Origin of the sequence: Neomicrococcus aestuarii, from assembly GCF_014201135.1 — a bacterium.
GTDB classification, from domain to species: domain Bacteria; phylum Actinomycetota; class Actinomycetes; order Actinomycetales; family Micrococcaceae; genus Neomicrococcus; species Neomicrococcus aestuarii.
The window spans coordinates 908,777-928,559 of record NZ_JACHDR010000001.1 but is presented as its reverse complement, the minus strand read 5'-3'; the positions used below and the strand labels follow the sequence as shown (position 1 = coordinate 928,559).

Genomic DNA, 19,783 nt, shown 5'->3' with positions numbered 1-19,783 from the left:
AGGTATGACCTTGCCGCTTAAGGTGACACCACCCACTGCTGGAGGGACGGCACTTCCTGCCGAACCACAACGCAAGTTCCAATCTGAAATTCAGGGCCTTCGTGCTATTGCCGTGCTCCTTGTGGTCATTTACCACTTGTGGCCCGAGCGTCTCCCCGGTGGCTTCGTCGGCGTCGACGTGTTCTTTGTGATCTCGGGTTACTTGATCACTTCGCACATCTACCGCGAGATCCAAGAGAACGGGCGACTCAGCCTCATCAGCTTCTGGGCTCGACGCATCCGGCGTCTCCTACCGCTGGGTTTTGTGGTGCTGCTGTTCTCAGCAATCGCAGCAGTCCTCTGGGTTCCTAGCACCATGTGGGATGCCACGTTCCGTCAAATCATTGCCTCGGCGCTCTACGTGCAGAACTGGGTCCTTGCCTCCGCGGCCGTGGATTACTCGGCGCAGGACGAATCGGCCACTGTGGTGCAGCACTTCTGGTCACTGTCGGTGGAAGAGCAGTTCTACATCTTCTGGCCGCTTGTGATCGTCCTCTTGCTCTTCCTGTTCCGAAAGTTCCTGCCCAAGAGCGCTGTGAGCGTTAAAACCATCCTCATTGTTGGGTTGAGCCTGATTGGGCTGGCTAGCTTGGGCTACTCGATCTGGCTGACCGCCTATGACCCCGCGTCCGCCTACTTCGTCACCCCCACCCGCATTTGGGAGTTCGTTGTAGGTGCTCTCGTAGGTCTGACCTTGGGACATCGGCAGTTCACTGGACCTATCGCGAATATCGCTGGATGGATCGGCCTCTTGGCTGTCTTGGCCTCCGGCGTGCTCTACAGCAGCGCCACTCCGTTCCCTGGATACACCGCACTTCTTCCGGTGCTCGGCACCGCTCTGGTGATGATCGCCGGAAACCACGCCCCGTACATCGGCGTTCACCGTTGGCTTTCAATTCGCCCGGCCAAGTTCTTGGGTGACATCAGCTACGGCCTGTACTTGTGGCACTGGCCGCTCATCATCGTGGCGCCCTACATCTTGAATTCAGGCTTCTTCTGGTATCACAAGATCGTTGTCCTGCTCATCGCAATTCTCTTGTCCTGGGCTACCAAGGTCTGGATTGAAGATCCGTTCCGCATTAAGCCGTGGATCAAGCAAAAACGACGCTCCTACAGCTTCTTGGTAGCAGGCGCCGTCGCTATCACGGCAGTGAGCTTGATCCTGCCAAACGCAATCATCACCGCTCGTCAGGGTCCAACTCTCAGCATGAGCGACCCTTGCTACGGGTACTCAGCGATGGTGAATAACTGCACGCCTATTGAAGGTGAACAAGCACCGAATCCTTCCGCTGCAAAGGTGGCGCTGCAGCCGAAGAATCCTCTGTTCCCGCAGTGCCAAGCTGCAGAAACTGTGAACAAGATTGTTGAGTGCCGGATTGGTGCCTCCGCTGAAACTGCCACCAAGACCGTGGCAGTCATGGGCGATTCCCACGCTCGCGCTTGGCTTCCCATGCTGGACGAGCTGGGCAAGAAGAACAACTGGAGCATTCGATCCTTCACCCGGTCTGCGTGCACACCGTCCATTGCAGACCGCGCAGGCCTCAACAGAATGACTGGCGCTTCTTTGGAAGTTGCTGAAATTTGTACCTCGAAGAACCGCGAGGTAGTCGATCTGATCGCCAAGGATTCCGAAATCGACGCCATCGTTGTTGCGGCGTCACCGATTGACCGCACCTTTGTTGCGCCGGCTGACATTGAGATGTCTAATCCTCAAATCGAAGGCTTCACGATGGCCTGGGATCAATGGATCGAGGCAGGCAAGGATGTTATCGCCATCAACGAGGTTCCTCGCCTTGGGCCAAACATTCCCGAATGTGTTGATCTGAACTCAGAGAACTTGTCAGAGTGTTCCTCGACTATCAAGGAATCTTTCTCTCGCGATCAGAACATCAAAAACGCGGCAGAAACTATGAAGAGCGATCGTTTCTTCAACGTGGATATGACGTCTGGTTTCTGCGACAGCGAGCGGTGCTACGGTGTCATTGGCACGGTCATCACGTTCCACGACAAGTCCCATGTCTCCTTTGAATACGCGAAGTCGCTAGCGCCTCTGTTTGAGAAGCAGCTTGATGGCTCAACGCTAGTGGCCAGCAAATAAGGTCTGCAGGCAACGTGACGCTACTGTGTGTGTCACAGTAGACGTACGTAACGACGCCATTGAGTCAATGGATTCGTGAGGCGAACGCATATAATTGCAACTGGCTCGACTTCCCCGTCTTACAAGAGAGGGAAGCGTCGAGTCTCAGAATCCGTCAGCTTTGGTGCTGAGGGAATACCAGAAGAGGGAAGGCCATATGCCGGAAATTAAGACAGTCGCAGTCGTTGGATTGGGTTACATCGGCCTGCCAACCGCAGCAATTCTCGCTTCAAAGGGTGTTAAGGTTATCGGCGTTGACGTCAACCCCAACACCGTTGAGGCAGTAAACCGCGGCGAGGTTCCATTCGTTGAACCAGAACTGAACACTTTTGTGGCCGCAGCTGTTGCCGACGGAACGCTTTCCGCTTCGCTGGAAACCCCAAAGGCCGATGCTTACATCGTTGCCGTTCCAACGCCTTTCAATGCTGATAAGACTGCCGACCTGTCTTACATCGAGGCTGCCGGCAAGAACATTGCCCCGCAGCTCACCGGTGACGAACTGGTCATTCTCGAGTCGACCTCCCCTCCAGGTGCTACGAAGCACTTGGCTGACCACATCTTGGCTTTGCGTCCCGATCTTGCGGACAAGGGCCTCTTGTTCGCTCACTGCCCTGAGCGCGTTCTCCCGGGCCGCGTCATGATCGAGCTCGTGACCAACGACCGCATCGTCGGCGGTATCACTCCTGAAGCGGCAGAGGTTGCTCGCGACCTCTACAAGACGTTCTGCGAAGGCGAAATCCTCCTCACGGACGCCACCACCGCCGAAATGGCAAAGCTTGTTGAGAACTCCTACCGTGACGTCAACATCGCTTTCGCTAACGAACTCTCCGTCATTTCCGCCAAGCTTGGAATCGACGTATGGGAGCTCATCGAGCTGGCTAACCACCACCCACGCGTGAACATCCTCCAGCCAGGCCCAGGCGTTGGCGGTCACTGCATCGCCGTGGACCCATGGTTCATCGTTTCCAGCGCTCCAGAAGAAGCTAGCCTGATTCGTCAAGCTCGCGTCACGAACGACTCCAAGCCAGCTTGGGTTATCAACCAGGTTGAGGCAGCTCTCAAGGATGCCGGATCCGATGTCAGCATCGCCGTCCTTGGCTTGGCTTTCAAAGCCAACATTGACGACCTGCGTGAATCCCCAGCGGTCTCCATCGCCAAGGATCTTGCCCAGAAGTTCAATGACGTCAAGATCGCTGTTGCTGAGCCTCACGTCAACATCCTGCCAAGCTCCTTGGCAGCTATTCCTAACGTGGAACTGGTTGACACGGAGAAGGCTATTGCTGACTCTGAGATCGTCTTGCTTCTTGTTGATCACCAGGCGTTCAAGGATCTTGACCGCTCCGTGCTCGAGGGCAAGAAGGTCATTGATACCCGTGGTATGTGGCGCTAATTAGATAGCGTACTAATGTGGGACGTAGCACTTTTGTGTTGCGTCCCACATTTCTTTAACGCCGGAGGCTTGATTGGTTGATGTGATGGGGAAATCGGTAACGGTTATCACCAATAAGTACCCGAGCGCCGAGAGCCGATACCAGAACGCCTTCGTTCACACACGAGTGCTGGCCTATCAAAAGTGCGGAGTAGACGTACGCGTCATTGTCATTGACCCCGCAGCCTCGGAACCCGCAGAGACCACTTTCGAAGGCGTCTCTGTCACACATGCCTCCTCCGAGTCTGCCGGCACGATCATCCGTCTTGTCAACCCGAGCGCTGTCGCTATTCACTTTGTGTCACAGGGCTGGTTCAACACCCTTCGCCCCGAGCTGGTGGGGCGCAAAGTTTTCATTTGGATGCACGGGTTCGAAGTTGAGGCCTGGTACCGCCGCTGGTTTAACACGGATCTGATCCCGGAAAAGATCAATAAGCTGCTGGTACGAAGACGTGCCGCTTTTAAGAACCGCAAGCAGTTTCTCCAAGAACTCGCGATCGATGATCAGCTGGACATCGGATTCATCACGGTCTCCAAACACTTCCGCGATCACGTGGTGGCACCGGATACCGGAATTCCCCCAGAAGCTGTTGCAGTGATCCCCAACCCAATCCAGACCGACCTCTTTACATATCAGCCCAAAACGGAAGAGCAACGGTTTCAGGTGCTGACGATTCGTCCCTTCACCTCGGCAGCCTATGGAAACGACCTCTTGGTGTCAGCCATCAAGAAGGTACTGACCAAAGACTCTTCACGCTTTCACTTCACCATCATCGGCGATGGTGAGCAGTTCGAGTCCACACTGAGTGAACTGCGTTCATTCCCACAAGTGACGCTACGCCAAGCGTTCCTCACACCAGAGGAGATCGCCACCGAGCACTCCCGCCACGGGATCTTCTTGGCGCCCGGTCGAATCGACAGTCAAGGCGTCTCCCGCTGCGAAGCAATGTCCTCCGGTCTGGTTCCGATTGCGAACGATGTCGCTGCGGTATCCGAGTTCATTCACCATGAGGTAGACGGCCTGCTCGTTCCCAGCGAGGACGCAGATGCCTTGGCCAGTGCCCTCTTGAGGCTGGCCGAGGATCAGAACCTCTTCATGCGACTATCCTCGACCGCCGCGGAGAATATCCGAGAGACGTGTTCGCTGGATACTGTTATTGATCATGAGCTCACCGTCCTCTTCGGTTCTGGTACTGCGAGACAAAACGCTCAGCGGTTCGCCGGGGTAGAACCCGGTGAATCTATGACAGTGAGTGCCGCCGAGGAAATGGACCAAGCCTTCGCAGCTGCCCTTTTTGCAGCGGCCCAGAAGCTACGCTCACAAGCTTCGGTGATCGCCGGCTTGGAAGTATCCGTCGAGAAGAAATCGCAACGCATCTCAGCGTTCGAAGGTAGTTTTGCCCGCGCGAAGAAGCGCCAAGAATACCTGGAGAAAGAGCTCGACTCTGCGCAACGGCAGCAACGTGAACTCCAAGCCGAACTCAAAGAGCTTCGCGAGCGAAAGATCCCGTGGAAGCATCACGCTATCGAAGCCGTGCGCCCGATAACGACGGCTCCCCAACGCGTGAAGAACCTAGCAAAGCGACTCACGAAACAAAGCTAGGTTCTTCAGGGGATTGCCGATTTCGAGCTAGCTGGTTGGAAGCTAGCTGGTTAGACGTTGGCTAGTTCGAGGTTCGCTAGTTTGCGGGCTGCTGTCGCAGCTCATCGTAAGCGTCCGTGAACGTGCGCACCACCGTTGACCAGTCACGCTCCCGCGTCACCCAATCACGGCCAGTCTCGCCCAGCTGAGCGCGTCGCTCAGGGCTATCGATCAGCTGTTCAAGAGCCTCAGCAAGAGCGCGAGCATCGCCGGTCGGGAAGACCAAGGCGCGCTCATTCTCGCCGGCGATCTCCTTCAGCGGAGGAACATCGCTGACGATGACAGCTTTTCCGGTGGCGAGAGCCTCAAACGGCTTCAGCGGCGTCACCACGTCTGTTGCCGGAGTGGAACGACGTGGATACACCATGATCTGCATCGAATCATAGATCGCCTTGACCTCGGAGTGCGGAACGCGCCCCGGGGTAGAGATCAGATCCTTCACGCCGAAGCGCTTGATGGCTTGCTGCAGGCTAGGCAGTGCAAGGCCATCACCCACAATGACAACGGAGAAGTCATCACGGCGTTCCTTCAGCAGTGCCACGGCGGCAGCAAGGTCCTCGAGGCCCTCGTAATCCACCACAGAACCGATATACCCGAGCGTCGTCTTCTCCGGAACCGCCGGATCAGTGCCCACTGAATCTGTCGCAGCCGAAACTGCAGCCGCAGAATCCGCAGGGTTGCCGGAATCGCTAGCAGGCGTCGTCGTACTTTGGAACTGAGAAATATCTACGGCGTTCGGGGCCAAGCGCATCTTGGAACGATCCCCGCCGCGGCTCTCAAGCACATCCATCATGGAGTAATTCATGGTGATGACCAGATCAGCGAAATCAACCGCAGTCTTTTCAAAGAACGTCGCGAAGTTCGTGCGGCCATTCAGGGCGCCTTCACGTTCGCGGGCCTCATACACGAGTTCCCACAAACCGGAGACTTCATACACCGTTCGTAGCCCCAGCTCGCGCGCTGCAATGATGGCAGGAACGGCAATGAGGAAGGTCGAACGCACGTGCAGAGCAGACGCGTTTGCCTCAACCAGTACCTCTTTGTAGCGCTCGATGCACGCCCGCATGTACTGAGCCTCGCCCAGCTCACGTGGGACAACGGGAGCGAGACGGTGATACGTGATCTCGTCCAGAGTGTCCGCGGGGGGAACCGGCAGATCAGCATCGAGCGTCCGAGCATCCTCTGGGAAACCAGGGCGCGTCACAGGATAAACGTCCTCACCCTGACGCTTGAGCGCCTTGAAGATTCCGTGGGCGCGAATCGCGTAGCCGCCAGACTGCTGCGGCGAGGACGCATGCAAGACGCACACCACGGGGGAGGAGGATCCGTCTCCGGCTGGCTTAGCGGCGTTCTGGGCCACCGTTTTGGACGCGTGAAGCCGCTCGAGAAGCTCAATCGAGGCCACCGACTCGTCACGAATCCACGTGGAGTTCAGATCAAGCGGTTCGGTAGCAAGGCGCTGAACTTCCTCAAAGTAGTTGGCCTGGAACAAGCGACGCAGACGAATCTGGTCTTCAAACTGCCGATGCTGATGGAAACGAGCGCTTTCCAAGACAGGGCCAAGCTCACTATGCGGGTTCTCGCACACATATGACTCGAGCTGAGCCGCAGCCAAGCGCGCACGGAAGCCTCGCGGCGAATGCCACAAGCGTTCCAGAATGGTGGCACAGAGATTCAACGGTTCCTGAGTGCGCTTGATATCGCGTCGGATCCAGTCCGCAATGGGACGTGACGTCTGCGGGAAATCAGGATTGGACTGCGCGTAGATTTCCAGGTCCCTGCCCACCACAGCAGCCGCGCCAAAATGACGCAGAGCTGCCGGGAAATCGGTGAAGCTTTGACGGAAATGCTTACCGCTCACCAGATCTGTCGCTGAGACACGGCGTCCAGCGTCCTCGACAGAGACCAGCGTTGAAGGGAAAAGCTTCCACAGGCTCGAGCCCACGGCGTCTGTCAGGCGATCCGGAGAAACGGCATACGTGGAGCGAGGGTTTGCCACCACATCAAGAAGTAGCGAAGGAAGCCCTAGGGCTCCGGCCAGCCAGAGAGCGTCCGATTCCGTCTGCCCGTCCACCTGAGTAATCACCACAGTGTTGGGCTGAACCTCAACCTGCTTGAGAGCTGCGTCCAACAGCGATTCGCGGTCACTCGACGTGGCGCTGGAGCGGAACTTAACGCTCGCGTGGTCCTGATGCGCCGACTCATTCATGAAGCGGGACAGGACGCTCGGCTGGCCCTGAGGCTCCACCACAAGCCAATGCACGTTCGTGGAGAGCCCAAAGTTATTGGTGCCAGGCTTCCGCTGGGCAAGCTTTCGGGTTTTTTCGAAAGCGGAACGAGTGTCGCTGGGGAGCGAATCCAGACGTACCCGGCTGATCAGGCGAGTTGCCTCGCGGTAATCCTTCAACGACGTGGCCAAATCCGCGAACTCCGGGAACTGGTCATCCTCAGCGATGGCACTGGCTAGCCGCAAGCGTGCAGATTTTTCCGCCAGTGAGACACCGCTGGTGCTGGCGCCGCCGACGGCGACACCGTCCACGAAGGATTCCACAAGGTTGGGATTTTGAAGCGATTCAAAGTTTTCGTGAGCCAGCGAATTGACCAATCCAGCCAGTGATTTAGTGCTCATCGGTTGACTCCTCTCCTTGCTTCTCAGCCTTCTCAGCGGCGTTGATGCGTTCCCAGAACTCAAGAACCGCAGGATCAGTCCACTGGTAATCGCCATACAATCGGCTCAGTTCGGCAATCACTTGCTCGGCCTCTTCGCGATGCTCGGGAGCCACCTTGTTCAGCTTGGCCAAGTACCACTGTGAGAGGAACTGCTCGAGTTTCAGATCGCGGTAGGCGTCCATCAGTCCCACTTCACGCAACCACTCAGAGCGCGCAATTTCCAGCGGCAAGTACTTACGGAAGTACTTCACCGAAACAGCGTTTACGGTAGAGCTTTCCACCGAGCTGTAATACGTGTGAATGGTACGGTCAAGCACCTTGATCTTGGCCGCGTAGAACAGCATCTGCTGGAAGAAGTACGAATCCTGTCCCACAGCGCCCACAGGCTGCTCGAGCTTGAGCCCGCGTAGCCACTCGGTCCGAGCCACCAGAGCCTGAATGCTCATGGCGCGGAATTCGAGGTCCACCAGCGTCTTTTGGGTGGGGTAGTGGAACTCGCCGTCGCTCTTCATGGTGCTCTTGAGGAAGTGCGAGTACCGGGCAATGCGGAAGCCTTCACGCCAAATGGACATGTTGCCGATCGCGAAGTTCGCGTCGTTACCTTGCAGGAGCTTCCAGAGGCGGGCAAAACCGTTCTCTACGGCCTCGTTGTCCGGATCGAGGTAGGTGACGAACGGAGCCGTGGCCAGCTCAAGGCCCTTGTTGCGTGGACGTGAAGCACTGCCGGAGCCGCTAGTGGGGAAGTGGTAAGTACGTACGTTGGGGTACGCGCGCGCCAAATCCTCAATGGTGTTCAAGGTGCCCAGGTCGCTAGAGCCGTCGTCGACCAGAATGATTTCCATGTCCTTGAACATGCTGGATCGTTTGAGGCTTGCGAAACACTTGAAGCGCAAGTGATTTCCGTTGTTGTAAACCGGTACGACGACGGAGAGCTGCGGTTGAGTGCCTTGGCCTGCGGACACGCTGATACTTTCAGCGCCGCGAGGGGCGAAATCGAAAGCGTCAACGCTGTAGACAGAAGTTGGGGTGGCGTTCGATTCGCGACCTGCTGTCTGAGCCACCGTAGTTTCGCTACGGTTCCCAGCGCCAGTCCAGTAAGCAGCGCCGTGCTCTTCACGGACGGCATCGCTGAACAAGTGGCTCGCCTTGTCTTCAATCTCGAGGGAAGCGGGAAGTTTCTGAACCACATCCGCGTCCACATATTTGAAGGCATTGACCAGATCCTTCACGTAGTCATACCCGTAGTCGAAGTTCTTGGAGACTCGCAAGGTGACATCTGCGGCCGAACGATCGTTGGAAGCATCTGCAGAATCGATCACTTCGAGGGCTCCGAAGGACTGCTTGGCGAACTGATCACGAAGGCGATCGTCCGCATCTTCAAGGATTACGCGAGCGCTCAGCGATGGCCGCTGCTCAAAGATGCCGGCCACGTTCAGAATCTTGTCAATGCGGTACAGCGCCAGTTCGGAATCAAACGCCGCACGAATGCCAGCGCTCTGAACGCGACGCAGTTCCTCGAACGTCAAGCCATCGAGCATGCGACGAACATCGCTGGTGGAATTAGCGATGTGAATGTGCGGGAAGTGAGAGTTCAGGCCCTGGTTGTAGTTCGAAATGATGAGCGTTCCGGAAGCCTGCAGCTCGACGGCACGGTTTGCGTACATTGTCTGGCTAGCTGTGACGGAGTTTAGGTTCACCACAACGTCGGTGCTGCGCTGGAGGCCCAGAAGGAAGTCATGGTTGACGGCGTCGTAGAGGTACGGGCTGTAGCGCAGGGGGAAGATGTATTTGGAGCTATCCAAAGTCGAGTTGCGATCGAAGACTACGAGCTCGTAGTCCTTCGAGGCCACGATGCCATCGAGGATGCGAGATCCCCATTTTGCGCGTTCGGAGTACTTCTTCGTGAACCACGAACCCGCGAAGAACGCCGTAGAGCTCGGGAACATGCGCGAACCGATCGGCGAATGGCTCAACGGGTTCACGCCGAAAGGCAACACGTTATAGCTCTTCGCATCGGGGGCGTCGCGCTGATAGCGAGGAATCATTTCCTCGGCACTCGTGAAGATGTGATCACAGTGCTTAGAAATGGTGACGAATCGTTCGTAGTTTGGTGGGTCCTCTTTCGAATAGAAGACCACCGGAATGTCTTTGGCCTTGCACTGGGGAATGATCTCATCCAGCAGGACCCGTCGAGTGGGGGAGTTTCCGCCAAGACCCACCCAAGACACGTTATCGATGCCACGCCAGGAGCTAACCACCAACAGCACATCAAGACTGTCGAGGTGTTCCGCGTAGTTATCCGGGGTGATGGGCACAAAATCGGCCAATCCCACGAAGCTCTTGTAGAGGAAGAGATCGGAAATGATGCCGATGCGCGCGGTGTGCGGCTGATACGCGCGTCCGGCGCTCGTCGGCGGCAACTGGTGGACTCGATCGCGCAAGACGGGGAGGATATCGGCGAGTCCGTCAGACATCACGGATTCGCGATAGAGCTCGTTGGGTTGCAAGAGCTCAGTGGTGACCCGGAATTCCCTCGGCGAATAGGAACCGCCGTTGTCGTAAAACCTTAAGAGAGTGGAATCAGCCTTCTGGGCCTTGGACAACTCGTTGATGCGGCGGCCCAAAAGTTCACGTTCAGCGCTGGTGCTTGGAAGTCGTGGCATTGCGATTAACGAAGCCCCACTTTGCGGGCAACGCGACCAGCAAGTCGCTGTGACTTCTTCACGGCCGCCTTGGACTTGTTGATGGCCGCCTTTGACTTAGAGCGGGCCATGTTCTTCACGGATTTCACGTTGGACTGCACTTCGCCGCCGGGCAAAGCCTTGAGGACTTTGCCCGCGACGAAGGACATCACACCGCGGTGAGCTAGCAAATCTTCGAGCACAAGGATGCGGCTGAGCTGAGCGTCTTGCTTCCGATAGGCTGCCAAGAGCTCCCGACGGAGATCCTGACGCTTCGTCATTTCAACGCGAAGGAGTTTCTCAAACTCTTCACGCTCGGAAGCCGTGGAACTTGTGCTGACCTGATTCACTAATAATCCGTTCTAGTGTTTTCTCGTTATTGCGAGTAGACGCAGGGCAGAACCCTGAAATCTTCTAACGATCGAACTCATCAATTCGTTCGCCCACACCGAGCATCTGGGCGATAGCTGCAACAGTGCGCTCTGCGGCACGACCGTCACCATAAGGGTTGACGGCGTTTGCCATCTTCGCGTAAGCCTGCTCATCGTGGAGTAACAGCGTTACTTCATCGTAGATCCGCTCTTCGTCTGTGCCAATCAGGCGCACGGTTCCGGCGGTAACAGCTTCAGGACGTTCCGTGTTCTCGCGCATCACCAAAACCGGCTTACCCAAGGATGGGGCTTCTTCCTGAACTCCACCGGAGTCCGTGAGCACTACGTTGGCTAGCGAGAGCATGCGGGTGAACTCACCGTAGGCAAGTGGCTCCGTGACAATGACGTTGTCCAAGCCCTCAAGGTGAGGAAGAACGGCCTCGCGGACCACAGGGTTCTTGTGGGCTGGAAGGACGATGGTCAAATCTGGCTCGGCCTTAGCGATGCGAGCTAGCGCGCGGCCGACACCTTGCATGGCATCGCCCTGGTTCTCACGGCGGTGCGTGGTGACCAAGAGAATCTTGCGGCCGCTCTGTGCGAGGTCTTCGAGGACCGAGTCCGTGAACGGAACCTGCTTACCCACGGTGGTGAGCAGGGCGTCGATGACGGTATTTCCCGTGACGACGACGTCTGCTTCCGAGATATTCTCCGTCAACAGGTTGTGCTTGCTGACGCTGGTGGGAGCCAAATGCAGGCTCGAGATCTGGGAGGTGAGCTTGCGGTTGGCCTCTTCAGGGAAAGGAGAGAACAAGTCAAAGCTACGCAGTCCTGCTTCAGCGTGGACTACAGGAATGCCGTGGTAGAACGCTGCAATAGCTCCTGCGGTGGACGTAGTGGTGTCGCCTTGAACAATCACGGCGGCCGGCTTGTTAGCGCGGAAGATCTCGTCGAGACCATCGATGGTGCGCGTCATGACGCCGCTGAGGCCCTGGTTGGGGCGCATGATGGCGAGGTCATGGTCTGGAACGATCTCAAAAAGTTCGTTGACCTGATCCAACATCTCGCGATGCTGGCCGGTGACAACAATGTCAACGTCAAAAAGATCTGATTCTTGCAACGCCTTGATGATGGGAGCCATCTTGATGGCCTCTGGGCGAGTGCCGTAAATAGGCATAATTACTGGGCGCATTAAAAAGACGACCCCTATCGGCAATAAGTGGAAACCTAACTGATACGTTTCAACTATATCCAGCGGGCACGCGGCCGAGCGATAACATGCCGCGGTGGGGCTGGCTATGGACGTATTATTATCAGTCGGCAGGTTTCAGGAGCGGAAAGCGAAGAAATATGGGCAAAGCGGTAGATCCGCCTCCACTAAGGCCAGGCGTTGCACGTACGGTCGAGGCGAACACCCGAGTACTCAAGCGGGTCGGGGCACGTCTTCCGTTCTTCGCATACATCGCTGAAATCTGGAAGTTCCGTCACTTCATCTTTTTTGACGCGCGTTCTCGAGTCCAGTCTGCGAATAACAATGACAAGCTCGGTTCGCTGTGGACGGTACTAAACCCCATCCTGAATGGCCTGTCCTACTACCTGATCTTCGGCCTGCTTTTGCAGACCAGCCGCGGTGTTGAGAACTTCATTGGATTCTTGATTATTGGTGTGTTCACCTACCAATTGACGGCACGCAGCGTGAATTCGGGTGCTCGATCCATCTCACGCAACACCACCATCATTCGCGCCTTCACGTTCCCGCGGGCCACCCTGACAATCGCCACCATCACTCGCGAAACTATGGCTTTTCTCCCTGTGATCATCACCATGTTGGCGATGGTTCTGATCTTCCCGCCCGTGGAAAACATCACATGGATGTGGCTCATGATCATTCCGATTTATGCCCTCCAAGCGCTGTTTAACTTGGGTCTCTCCCTTTTGCTGGCACGCTGGGTCGCGTTTTCGAATGACTTTTCCAACATCATCAACTTCGCGATGCGCATCTGGATGTACATGTCCGGAGTGTTCTATTCCTTCGATCGCTACGTGGATCACCCCACGCTGCTTGCGATCCTGAATCTCAACCCGCTCCACCAAGCCATGACCATGGTCCGAGACAGCGTCCTGTATGAACGCTTACCATCTTGGGAATCCTGGGCCATTCTGGGCGGTTGGGCCGTGGGCCTTCTGATCATCGGTGGACTCGTATTTTGGAAGGCGGAGGAATCCTATGGCCACGACTCCTGAGCTCATTGATGACAATGAAGGTTCGGAAGATCCGGACGAAAGTCCTACGCCGGTCACGCGATCTACTGTTCCGGCAGTGATTCTCGATAACGTGTCGATGACCTATGCGGTCGAGTCGAACTCGGGAGCCTCTGCCGAGTCGCAATCAGGACTGCACGTCGCGGTAGGACGAATGCTGACGCGCAAGAAGCCAAAGGTCATGGTGGAAGCGCTAAAGCCCATGACTTTGGACTTCTACAAGGGCGAATCCGTGGGCATTATTGGCCGAAACGGTTCTGGTAAGAGTACGCTCTCGAAGATCCTCTGTGGTCAGGTTGCACCGACCGGCGGCCAGGTTCTCGCAAAGTCCACGCCCATTATGCTGGGCGTCAACGCTGCTCTCATGGGAGACCTCTCCGGCGACCAGAACATCTACTTGGGTTGCTTGGCCATGGGAATGTCGCTGCAAGAGATCAAAGAGAAGTTCGATTCCATCGTTGAGCTCTCTGGCCTAGAAGATGCCGTGTACTTGCCCATGAAGACGTACTCGTCTGGCATGTCCGCGCGTTTGCGCTTCGCGATTGCCACGGCGATTGACCCAGAGATCATTGTGATCGACGAGGCTTTGAACACCGGCGACGCCCAGTTCAAGGAGCGCACGAAGCACCGCATGGATCAGCTACGCGAAAACGCTGGTCTGGTGTTCTTGGTCAGCCACAATATGAGCACCATCAAATCCATGTGTACCCGCGTCATCTGGTTGGATCGCGGTGAACTGCTCATGGACGGCGATCCGGAAACGGTCTTGGCCGCGTATCGCAAGTACACCTGGAACCTCGCGAGAGACCGCAAGGCCCGCCTCGAGGAACTGCGTGAGATTGCACGTCAGTCCCTCGATGACATCACGGTCAACTTGGTGAATACGCCTTAACGATCTGATCGGAGACTTCGGTCCACACTGGTTGAGCCCAGGGGCCGAAGTCTCTGTCCGTTAACACGACCGCTGCCACGCCAATGGTTGGATCCACCCATACAAAAGTGCCGGACTGGCCGAAGTGACCGAACGTCCGTGGCGAGTTTGTAGTGCCCGTCCAGTGCGGGGACTTGTGGTCGCGGATCTCAAAGCCAAGGCCCCAGTCGTTGGGCTTCTTGGTTCCGTAGCCGGGCAGGAGCCCGTCAAGACCTGGGTACTGCACCGAAGTCACCTCAGCCAGCACTGTGGGATCCAAAAGTCGGGGAGCCAACAGCTCTGAAGCAAAAGCCGCCAGGTCCGCGGCGGAAGAGATGCCACCGGCTCCGGGAGACCCCTCAATCGAGGTAGACGTCATTCCCAACGGCTCAAACACGGCTTCGCGAACGTAGTCGCGCCACGGGATCTCAGTAGCAGTCTCAATAGCCTGAGCAACATACTCAAAGCCTTGATTCGAATACATGCGCCGTTCGGCCAAGCCGTAGCGAACCCTGTCTGAGTCAAAGTCCAGCCCCGCCGCGTGCGCCACCAAATGCCTCACGGTAGCGCCCTCAGGGAAGGGGACGGCGTCGTCGTACTCCAGGGCACCTTCCTGAACCGCCAGCGCCAGTGCATACGCCACCAGCGGCTTCGTCACTGATGCGAGCGCGAAGGTACGATCCTGCTCACCGGAGGTCTCCACAAGTTGCGGGACACCGTCACGGAGCGCGATGACCGCGGCGGCGGAATGGTCTACGGGCCAGGCAGAAAGTGCATCGAGTACAGTCACCCGTCCAGCTTAGCGGCGGTAATGAGCCGCGAGGCGCTCGAAGCCTTCATCGATGCTCACGCTGGGGGTCCACTCGAGCAACCGCTGGGTTTCGCGCTGGTCGAACCAGTGGGAGGTGGAAAGTTGCTCGGCAAGGAACTCCGTCATCGGTGGCTCATCCTGAACCCAACCGCGCTTCAGTCCGGCGAGCCAAGCCTTCTCCACGCCGCGGCCAGCGAGCCGTGCGAGTCTTCCGGGAAGATCCGTCCGTGGTGGCTCAATGCCGGCCGCCGCACAAATTCCGGCGATCATTTCAGAGACCGGCCTCGGCTCACCGTTGGTGATCACGAGCGCGCGCCCGTGAACCACGTCCATGCGTTCAAGACCGCGCACGACGGCCTCGGCGGCGTTATCAACGTACGTGGTATCGATCAGGGCGCGTCCGCCATCGAGCAGCGGGAGTCGGCCGGCAGCGGCGCGATCCATGACACGCTCCACGAGCTGCGTGTCTCCTGGACCCCAGACGATGTGCGGCCGTAGCGCGCACACACGAAGCTCGCCGCCATCAGCGGCCAGCGCCTCGATTTCGGCCTGCGCTTTAGAGCGGGCGTAAAAGCCGCGCGCGTGCACCGGATCCGCCGGATCGGCGCCGACGCCAGCGATGGATGTTCCTAAGTGGGCCACGGACGGCGAGGAGACAAACACAAGGTCCCGCACGCCGTGCTCGCGGCAGGCGGCGATCACATTCCGGGTTCCCTCAATGTTGGTTTGGACGAATTCGTCCCACTCACCCGTGAAGGACACTTTGGCGGCAAGATGCACGACAGCGTCGTGGCCCGCGATAGCCGCCGAGACGGCCGCAGCGTCCCCGACCGAGCCACGCTTGGTCGGCACCTGCGCTGAGGTGGATTTCGTCAGTCCGCGCTGAAAGCTCGTAACCTCATGCCCACGCCCCATCAAGAGATGAGCAACGGCCGCGCCGAGCATTCCACTGGCGCCAGTGACGAGAATCTTCACGAGCGAACCCCTCCGGCGCGTGGCAAACGCGCGGGCAAACGTCCACCCGCTAGTGCTGCTTCGGCCCATCGTGCAACGGCGGCACGGTCGACTTTAGAGTTGTGGCGGATATCCGTGGGGATACGCGTGGTGAGAACGGCGGCAACGGGTACTGCATCTGGAACGGCAGCCTGAATAGCTGCCCGTACGCGGTCGGCAAGCCCGGAGGGCGCCAGCCCGTCCTTGATTCCGTCGACTTCTACCGCCACCACGAGCTGCTGCGTACCCGCCGGTCCTACGCCAACTGCCGCGGCGCGCGCCACCTCTGGCACAGTCTCGGCGGCAAGTTCGTAAGCCACCGGCGTGACCGGCCCCTCCGGGGTAGTGAGCACGTGCTGGAGCCGACCCTCAATCCAGAGCCGCGCTGCGTCGTCGTAATGTCCAACATCGCCGGTGCGGTGCCAACCGGGGATGAGCGCGCTGTGTGCTTGCGTGAGCGCGAGGCGATCGTAGCGTTCCTTGACGTGCGGCGCGCGCACCACTACTTCGCCGCTCACGAAGGCATCCTGGGTCAACGCGGATTCGGTGACCTCATCTTCGGGCGTGCCGAACGGCAAAATCTTCAGCGTGGCGCCGGAGACAGCTTGACCCACGCACACACCGTTAGATTCGGTGCCCGAGGACTGCGCCTCGCTCAAGGTCGGCAGGCTGACATCGGCGATGGGAAGAGCTTCCGTCATGCCGTAAGGCGTGTGCAAGGTGGCGTTCGGGAAGATGGTTTGCACCTTCTCCAACAACGGCACGGGGATGGGGGCGCCAGCGGACAAGACCAGCGAGACCTTCGGTAAGGAGACGTTGTCGGCGGTTGCCACCACGTTCTCAAGTGCTGCGGGGGAGCAGAAGACAGCCGTCGCGTCGATCGCCTCTACGGCGTCCACCAAAGCGCGGGCGGTGAGAGTGCGCGGAGCCGTGACATCCATATCCGGGGTCACCGAGACCGCACCCAAAGCCGGTCCCAGCAGTGCGAACGGCGCGAAGCCAGCCACCAAGCCCGTGCCGGCGCGCAAGTTGTATGTGTTCTGGATGGTATCCCGCAGGGCCGCGAGCTGACGGTGCGTGTACACCACACCCTTCGCTGGTCCTGTGGAACCGGACGTAAAGAGGACGGCGGCGTCAGCGTCAGGATCCAGCGCCGGCGCGGTCCAGCCGTTAGCCAGCGCATCGTGGCCGCGCTGTTCCAACTCGGTGAGATCGCTCTCAACATTCAGGAGTTTTCGCTTGGCGGAGCCGGCGACGGATTCACTGAAGGGGAGCGCCGCAATTTTGCGTCCCGGCCAGTTGTACACCTTCGCGCCGACCAGGGCGCGTTCAATGCCAATCAAGAATTGCGGTTGTGCACCATTGATGGCCCGACTCAGGCCCTTGGTTCCTAGACCAGCGTCGGCCACCACAATGACGGCGCCGATCTTCAAGCACGCGTAGACCACGGAGGTGAGATCGGTGCTAGGAGGAACTAGCAAGCTCACGCGCGAGCCGGGGCCGGCGCCCAGGGTGGAGAGCCCGGCGGCGAGGCGCTCCACGCGGGAAGAAAGTTCGGCCCAGCTGGCCTTCTTGACGGTGCCGTCTGGGAGGATATCGGCGGACGCCACCGTGGTGTCTTCGCGGCGGGCTTCGAGCTCGGCGGAGAGGAAGCGCAACGGTTCGCTAGACGCGGGCTGCGGCGATGCAACGTCGGCTGATGTTGAGGTGCGAGGAAACTGGTCAGCCCATTCCAAGAGCGGCGTGGCGATGTCCCGGTCTTCGGGAAGCAAGTGGCTGGCGCCTTCGTAGCGGTGCACTCGGGCGTGCGGCATGCGCTCGATCAGATCGTTGAGGTACCGGTCAGAGAACACCGGGTCCTTGGGGCCCCACTGGAAGAACGTTGGAACGCTCAGGGATCGCAAGCCCTCGGCCACCTCGATCAGCGTGGCGTGGGAGGGGTGTGCTGGGGTTGCGGGGATGTCTGCAACGAATTGGCGGACAGCACGACGACGCTCGCGGCTTCCGTAGGGTGCCTTGTAGGCGGCCCGAATTTCGGGGGAGAGCTTGGGTTGAGCCAGCGCCATGGTGACGTCGATAAACGCCGAGGTGTCTTGCGTTCCCCAGCGGTGCACGGCGGGGTGCAACGCGAGCTGCAGGGCGGGAGGCAGCGTAAAGCCTGCGGGATGCACGGCGGTGTTCAGGAGTGCGACGCCGCGCAGTTGCGGTTGGTGGCCAAGCGCCCACCCGAGGGAGATGATGCCGCCCCAATCGTGTCCCACAGTGATGACGGGGGACTCGTCAAGACCCAGCGTCCGAGTCAGGTCGCCGAGGTCGTTGATGCGATCCGGCAAGGTTCGGGATTGCCCGGTGTCATCGGAGAAACCCATATCCAGCTGGTCCACGGCGATCACGCGCCAGTTCGGGAAGCGCTCTTGGGCTACCTTCAGGACGGATCGGTAGAGGTAGGACCACGTGGGGTTTCCGTGGACGCACAACAGCGTTGCCTCAACCTGATCCAGCGCACGGTTCGCGTGCGTATCCAGGACATGCCACCGGTAGGTGGACCCTGCGGGATCCACGGATGAGGTGGAGAGGACCTCGACGTACCGATCCCACGAAGGATCTACGCCGGGAAGCGAGGCACCTGGAAGTGCGGCGCTGGGCTGCGAAACGTTCGGGGCTACCACGCGAGCTCCATCATGGTGGTGTTCAGGCCGGAACCTACCCCCATGCAGAGCACGCGATCTCCCTTCTTGAGCGTCGCAGACTCTTGAGCCAAGGTCATTGGTAGGGAAGCCGGGCCCACGTTGCCCCACTTCGGAAACGTGATGGGCACGCGGTTGCGCACCAAGTCAACGGCCTTGATGATGGCGTTGGTGTAGGAATTTGAGACCTGGTGGGTGACGTAACGGTCCATGTCCCGCCAGTTCCAGCCGGACTCTTGGGCTTCGGTCCACGCGTCGACGACCAACTTGAGGCCGTTATCCAGCAGTCCCTTGGTGTCCGTAAACATGCCGTCCGGTCCACCGACGCACAGCTCGTGGAATTCGGTGCCCGCACGGGACACGCCTCCCACAATGCGGTGAGAATCCGGGTGGAGATCGTGGCGTCCAATGACGGCTGCCGCAGCGCCGCTACCCAACGTCAGGGTGGCAAATTCTCGCAAGTAATCCTCGCGCGTGGAGGTTTCGCTGTTGAGGCGGGAGAACGTGAGCTCTTGGGTGGGACGGGAATCTTCGGACGCCACAATGAGGGCGTAGTCGATTTGTCCGGAGTCGATCATGTTCGCGGCCAGCGTCATTCCGTTGACGAATCCCAAGCACGCATTGGCAACATCGAAGTTGATTGCCGAGGACGGCAACCCCACGCCGTGGTGAATACGCACGGCCACGGAGGGTTCAAGATTGCGTCGGGACACGGACGTGTTAATCATCAGCCCGATCTGGTGCGGCTCGATGCCCGCCTTCGCGATCGCATCCTTGCCCGCCTTGATAGCGCCTTCTTCGAAGTCAACGTTCTCGGGCCACCAGCGTCGCTCGGACACACCGGCAACGCGCTCGAGGAGCCGTTTCGAAAGGTGAAGGCGTTTCAGGCTGGGGGCGAGCCGCTCGTCAAACTGTTCTGACGTCATAACAACCGGTGCTTCTACCGCACTGACTGAAACGATCGCCGCGTTGTCGTGCCGAAACGTCGCATTACCTACCAACAGAGCGCCTCAAATCCGTTTTCACCTTGCACAAGAGCTTTAGTCTAATGCTCGTTACGGGCACCGACTCTCTTAACTATGCACTGTTTCCTGTGAACTTAGAGCATCGAAACGACGAACCAGATGTTGGATATCACACGGAATTGCGAGGTA

Annotated in this window: 13 protein-coding genes; 5 read left to right on the top strand and 8 right to left on the bottom strand. The window is 58.5% G+C overall.

Annotation, left to right across the window (positions count from 1 at the left end):
* Positions 1 to 4: 4 nt before the first annotated feature.
* From HD598_RS04095 to HD598_RS04085, 3 genes are all read left to right on the top strand, one after another.
* The gene (locus tag HD598_RS04095; RefSeq protein WP_183664005.1) at positions 5 to 2,137 is read left to right on the top strand and encodes an acyltransferase family protein; all 2,133 of its coding nucleotides are present in this window, start codon (positions 5 to 7) and stop codon (positions 2,135 to 2,137) included.
* A 196-nt stretch (positions 2,138 to 2,333) separates the two neighbouring features.
* Positions 2,334 to 3,566, top strand: coding sequence for a UDP-N-acetyl-D-mannosamine dehydrogenase (wecC, locus tag HD598_RS04090; RefSeq protein WP_071893418.1), 1,233 nt, complete (start codon positions 2,334 to 2,336; stop codon positions 3,564 to 3,566).
* A gap of 85 nt (positions 3,567 to 3,651) precedes the next feature.
* Positions 3,652 to 5,208, top strand: coding sequence for a glycosyltransferase family 4 protein (locus tag HD598_RS04085; protein ID WP_183664003.1), 1,557 nt, complete (start codon positions 3,652 to 3,654; stop codon positions 5,206 to 5,208).
* 76 nt (positions 5,209 to 5,284) lie between these two features.
* On the opposite strand, the gene HD598_RS04080 is transcribed toward HD598_RS04085, so the two are convergent.
* The 4 genes from HD598_RS04080 to wecB all read right to left on the bottom strand — a co-directional run bounded on the left by HD598_RS04080 (position 5,285) and on the right by wecB (position 12,158).
* On the bottom strand, positions 5,285 to 7,876 hold the full coding sequence (locus HD598_RS04080; RefSeq protein ID WP_183664001.1) for a glycosyltransferase: 2,592 nt from the start codon (positions 7,874 to 7,876) through the stop codon (positions 5,285 to 5,287).
* Complete coding sequence (locus HD598_RS04075) at positions 7,866 to 10,580, bottom strand: glycosyltransferase (protein ID WP_183663999.1); 2,715 nt, start codon at positions 10,578 to 10,580, stop codon at positions 7,866 to 7,868. The genes HD598_RS04080 and HD598_RS04075 overlap by 11 nt, the downstream gene beginning before the upstream one ends.
* Positions 10,581 to 10,585: 5 nt before the next feature.
* A complete protein-coding gene (locus HD598_RS04070) occupies positions 10,586 to 10,948 on the bottom strand; it encodes a hypothetical protein (protein WP_183663997.1) in 363 nt (120 codons plus the stop codon).
* Positions 10,949 to 11,012: 64 nt separating this feature from the next.
* Positions 11,013 to 12,158, bottom strand: coding sequence for a non-hydrolyzing UDP-N-acetylglucosamine 2-epimerase (gene wecB / locus HD598_RS04065; protein ID WP_071893423.1), 1,146 nt, complete (start codon positions 12,156 to 12,158; stop codon positions 11,013 to 11,015).
* A gap of 158 nt (positions 12,159 to 12,316) precedes the next feature.
* Between wecB and HD598_RS04060 the strand changes: the two genes are divergently transcribed.
* Positions 12,317 to 13,210 carry an ABC transporter permease gene (locus tag HD598_RS04060; RefSeq protein ID WP_183663996.1) on the top strand — a complete coding sequence of 298 codons (894 nt, stop codon included), beginning with the start codon at positions 12,317 to 12,319 and terminating at the stop codon, positions 13,208 to 13,210.
* Positions 13,211 to 13,409: 199 nt separating this feature from the next.
* Positions 13,410 to 14,120 carry an ABC transporter ATP-binding protein gene (locus HD598_RS04055; RefSeq protein WP_409366196.1) on the top strand — a complete coding sequence of 237 codons (711 nt, stop codon included), beginning with the start codon at positions 13,410 to 13,412 and terminating at the stop codon, positions 14,118 to 14,120.
* Here HD598_RS04055 and HD598_RS04050 read toward each other — a convergent pair.
* Genes HD598_RS04050 through HD598_RS04035 form a run of 4 tightly spaced genes read right to left on the bottom strand, consistent with a single transcriptional unit; the run spans position 14,098 to position 19,630 of the window.
* Positions 14,098 to 14,928 (bottom strand): serine hydrolase domain-containing protein, encoded by an 831-nt coding sequence (locus HD598_RS04050; RefSeq protein ID WP_183663994.1) that lies wholly within the window; start codon positions 14,926 to 14,928, stop codon positions 14,098 to 14,100. The two genes, HD598_RS04055 and HD598_RS04050, sit on opposite strands and share 23 nt — an antisense overlap.
* 9 nt (positions 14,929 to 14,937) lie before the next feature.
* Positions 14,938 to 15,924 carry an NAD-dependent epimerase/dehydratase family protein gene (locus HD598_RS04045; protein ID WP_311538947.1) on the bottom strand — a complete coding sequence of 329 codons (987 nt, stop codon included), beginning with the start codon at positions 15,922 to 15,924 and terminating at the stop codon, positions 14,938 to 14,940.
* Positions 15,921 to 18,611: an alpha/beta fold hydrolase gene (locus tag HD598_RS04040; RefSeq protein WP_311538946.1), complete on the bottom strand. Its 2,691-nt coding sequence runs from the start codon at positions 18,609 to 18,611 to the stop codon at positions 15,921 to 15,923. Before HD598_RS04040 ends, HD598_RS04045 begins: the two co-directional genes overlap by 4 nt.
* The gene (locus HD598_RS04035) at positions 18,605 to 19,630 is read right to left on the bottom strand and encodes a 3-oxoacyl-ACP synthase III (RefSeq protein ID WP_183663990.1); all 1,026 of its coding nucleotides are present in this window, start codon (positions 19,628 to 19,630) and stop codon (positions 18,605 to 18,607) included. The genes HD598_RS04040 and HD598_RS04035 overlap by 7 nt, the downstream gene beginning before the upstream one ends.
* Positions 19,631 to 19,783: the final 153 nt, after the last annotated feature.

What these genes read in the sequence shown, in the direction of transcription:
- HD598_RS04080 (WP_183664001.1), bottom strand. Translation starts at nt 7,876, where the DNA reads ATGAGCACTAAATCACTGGCTGGATTGGTCAATTCGCTGGCTCACGAA.
- HD598_RS04095 (WP_183664005.1), top strand. Translation starts at nt 5, where the DNA reads ATGACCTTGCCGCTTAAGGTGACACCACCCACTGCTGGAGGGACGGCA.
- HD598_RS04060 (WP_183663996.1), top strand. Translation starts at nt 12,317, where the DNA reads ATGGGCAAAGCGGTAGATCCGCCTCCACTAAGGCCAGGCGTTGCACGT.
- wecC (WP_071893418.1), top strand. Translation starts at nt 2,334, where the DNA reads ATGCCGGAAATTAAGACAGTCGCAGTCGTTGGATTGGGTTACATCGGC.
- HD598_RS04085 (WP_183664003.1), top strand. Translation starts at nt 3,652, where the DNA reads ATGGGGAAATCGGTAACGGTTATCACCAATAAGTACCCGAGCGCCGAG.
- HD598_RS04055 (WP_409366196.1), top strand. Translation starts at nt 13,410, where the DNA reads ATGGTGGAAGCGCTAAAGCCCATGACTTTGGACTTCTACAAGGGCGAA.
- HD598_RS04075 (WP_183663999.1), bottom strand. Translation starts at nt 10,580, where the DNA reads ATGCCACGACTTCCAAGCACCAGCGCTGAACGTGAACTTTTGGGCCGC.
- wecB (WP_071893423.1), bottom strand. Translation starts at nt 12,158, where the DNA reads ATGCGCCCAGTAATTATGCCTATTTACGGCACTCGCCCAGAGGCCATC.